This window comes from Bradyrhizobium sp. P5_C11_2, from assembly GCF_054049755.1.
Window position 1 is genome coordinate 1 of the sequence record NZ_JBFULT010000715.1, and the last position, 3218, is coordinate 3218.

The 3218-nt window shown below is 65.4% G+C and carries 3 protein-coding genes; all 3 read left to right on the forward strand.

Going from position 1 to position 3218, the window contains the following annotated elements:
- The first annotated feature begins 255 nt into the window (after nucleotides 1-255).
- Complete coding sequence (locus tag ACXJL8_RS37425; protein ID WP_456618262.1) at nucleotides 256-1197, forward strand: ABC transporter permease; 942 nt, start codon at nucleotides 256-258, stop codon at nucleotides 1195-1197.
- Nucleotides 1198-1216: 19 nt separating this feature from the next.
- Nucleotides 1217-2104: an ABC transporter permease gene (locus ACXJL8_RS37430; RefSeq protein ID WP_456618263.1), complete on the forward strand. Its 888-nt coding sequence runs from the start codon at nucleotides 1217-1219 to the stop codon at nucleotides 2102-2104.
- A 136-nt stretch (nucleotides 2105-2240) separates the two neighbouring features.
- On the forward strand, nucleotides 2241-3218 hold a 978-nt coding region (locus ACXJL8_RS37435; protein ID WP_456686650.1), incomplete at its 3' end, for an ATP-binding cassette domain-containing protein.

The following is a 3218-nucleotide window of genomic DNA, read 5'->3' on the forward strand; positions in this document are numbered from 1 at the left end:
CCTGATGGCCGGGCTGCTGGCGACGCTGGAGTGATTAGATCGTCATTCCGGGGCGCGTCGAAAGACGCGAACCCGGAATCTCGAGATTCCGGGTGCGATGCTGGCGCATCGCCCCGGAATGACGCCGCAAGAGAATGACTGGCCGCACTGCAAAACCTGTGGCCCGGATGGCATGGGAATTGCTGAAATGTTAGGCTGATGGCAGAACAGGCCATGAGCGCTGCCCCGATTTGACTCTAATCTGACGGATCCAACTTGCTCGGATATCTCCTTCGTCGAATTTTCGCCGCCGTGCCCGTGATGGGCGTGGTGGCCCTGTTCGTCTTCCTCCTGCTCCGCCTCACCCCCGGCGATCCCGCCGCGATTCTCGCCGGCGACAACGCCACGCCGGAACGGCTGGAGCGCATCCGCACCTCGCTCGGCCTCAACGATCCCCTGATCGTGCAGTTCGTCACCTGGGTGAACAAGCTCCTGCACGGCGATCTCGGGACCTCGCTGATCTCCAACCTGCCCGTCATGAAGATGATCGGCCAGCGCGTCGAGCCGTCGATCTCGATCGCGCTGTCGACCATCGTCCTCGCCGTCGTCGTCGCCGTTCCCCTGGGGGTGATCGCGGCCTGGAAGCACGGCACCTGGATCGACCGCTGCGTGATGGGGCTGTCGGTGCTCGGCTTCTCGGTGCCGGTGTTCGTGGTCGGCTACGTCCTGATCGAAGTCTTCGCCATCGACCTGCGCTGGGTTCCGGTGCAGGGCTTCCGCAGCATATCGAACGGCTTTGGGCCGTTCTTCGAGCGCATCATCCTGCCGACCTGCGCGCTGTCCTTCATCTATATCGCGCTGATCGCGCGCATGACGCGGGCGGCGATGCTCGACGTGCTGGGCGAGGATTACGTCCGCACCGCGCGCGCAAAAGGCATCAACGAGGTCGCCGTGATGATGCGGCATGCGCTGCGGAACGCCGCGGTCCCCGTGATCACCGTGATCGGCACCGGCTTCGCGCTGCTGATTTCCGGCGTCGTCGTCACCGAGAGCGTGTTCAACATCCCCGGCATCGGGCGCCTGACCGTGGATGCGGTGCTGGCGCGCGACTACCCGGTCATCCAGGCAATGATCCTGCTGACGTCGCTGATCTACGTCGTCGTCAATCTCCTGATCGACGTCGCCTATACGCTGCTCGATCCGCGGATCCGGTACTGAGGCAAGGATAAGGACAAAAATGTCGGTCGATACCCTTCCCCAGTCGTCCATTCCGATCACGTCGCCGCTGCGGCCGCGCCTCGGATTCCTCACCTCGACGCCGATCATCGCGGCGGCCACGGTCTGCCTCGCGCTGATCGTGCTGATCTCGATCCTGGCGCCGCTGATCGCGCCGCATGATCCGATCCAGCTTGCGCCGTCGCAGCGGCTGAAACCCTCCTCGGCGCAGTTTTTGCTCGGCACCGACGCCTATGGTCGCGACCTGCTGTCGCGCGTCATGTATGGCGGCCGCGTCTCGCTTCTGATCGGCGTCGGCTCCGCGATCATGTCGATCGTCATTGGGCTGGCGATCGGCCTCGTCTCCGGCTTCTTCAAGCTGGTCGATTCCGTCATGATGCGCGTCATGGACGGCCTGATGGCGATGCCGAGCATCCTGCTCGCAATCGCCGTGGTGTCGCTGTCCGGCGCCAGCCTCTGGACCGTGCTGATTGCGATCACGATCCCGGAGATCCCGCGCGTGGCCCGCCTGGTGCGCTCGGTGGTGCTGTCCGCGCGCGAGGAACCTTACGTCGAGGCCGCGATCTCGGTGGGCTCGTCGCTGCCGAAGATCATGTGGCGGCACCTGGTGCCGAACACCATCGCGCCGCTGATCGTCCAGGGCACCTATGTCTGCGCCTCCGCGATCCTGACCGAGGCCATCCTGTCCTTCCTCGGCGCCGGCATCTCGCCGGAGACGCCGACCTGGGGCAACATCATGGCTGAGGGCCGCCAGTACTTCCAGCTCAAGCCGACGCTGATCTTCTGGCCGGGCCTCTTGCTCTCGATCGCCATCCTCAGCATCAACCTGATCGGCGACGCCGCCCGCGATGCGCTCGATCCCCGCATGAAGCAGCGGGAGGGGAAGTGAAACATCCAACGACGTCATTCCGGGGCGCGCCTCTTGGCGCGAACCCGGAATCCATTTCACCTCTTGTATTGCGGCCCGATGGATTCCGGGCTCGCGCTAACGCGCGCCCCGGAATGACCAACGAGAGTTTTGCGGCATGACCAACCCCATCCTCGACATCAACAACCTCGTCGTTTCCGTCGGCAGGAAGCCGAAGGGGACGAACATCCTCGACGGCATCTCGATCCAGGTGCATGAGCGCGAGACGCTGTGCCTCGTCGGCGAAAGCGGCTCGGGCAAGTCGGTGACGTCGCTGACCACGATGGGCCTGCTGCCGAAGGGCACGCTGGTTCCGACCGGCGGCAGCGTCAAGCTGGTCGGCGAGGAACTGCTCACCGCGACCGACCGCCGCCTGCGGCAGCTGCGCGCGACGCGGATGGCGATGATCTTCCAGGAGCCGATGACGGCGCTCAATCCGGTGGTGCCGGTCGGCCGCCAGATCGACGAGGTCCTGCGCGCTCACACCGATCTCGATGCGAAAGCGCGCCGCAAGCGCATCCTCGACATGATGGAGCAGGTGCGCCTGCCGCAGGTCGAGCGCATCTTCGCCTCCTACCCGCACCGCCTCTCCGGCGGTCAGCGCCAGCGCATCATGATCGCGATGGCGCTGGTGCTCGAGCCAAAGCTCCTCATCGCCGACGAGCCGACCACCGCGCTCGACGTCACCACGCAGAAGCAGATTTTGACGTTGATCCGCGACCTCCAGCGCGATCACGGTACGGCCGTGCTGTTCATCACCCACGACATGGGCGTGGTGGCGGAGATCGCCGACCGCGTCGCGGTGATGCGGCAGGGCCGCCTGGTCGAGACCGGCACGCTCGATTCCATCCTGCGCAATCCGACCATGGAGTACACGCGCAACCTGCTTTCTGCGGTGCCGAGCCTGGTGCCGCGGGCTCCGCGTGAGGAGAGCAAGGAACCGGTGGTGCTGGAGGCCAACGAGCTCGGCAAGGTCTATCGCGAACGTGCGTTCTTCGGCAAAGGCCGCGAGGTCGTCGCCGCCGACAAGGTGACGCTGACGCTGCGCAAGGGCCGCACGCTCGGCATCGTCGGCGAGAGCGGCTCAGGCAAATCG

What these genes read in the sequence shown, in the direction of transcription:
- ACXJL8_RS37430 (WP_456618263.1), top strand. Translation starts at nt 1,217, where the DNA reads ATGTCGGTCGATACCCTTCCCCAGTCGTCCATTCCGATCACGTCGCCG.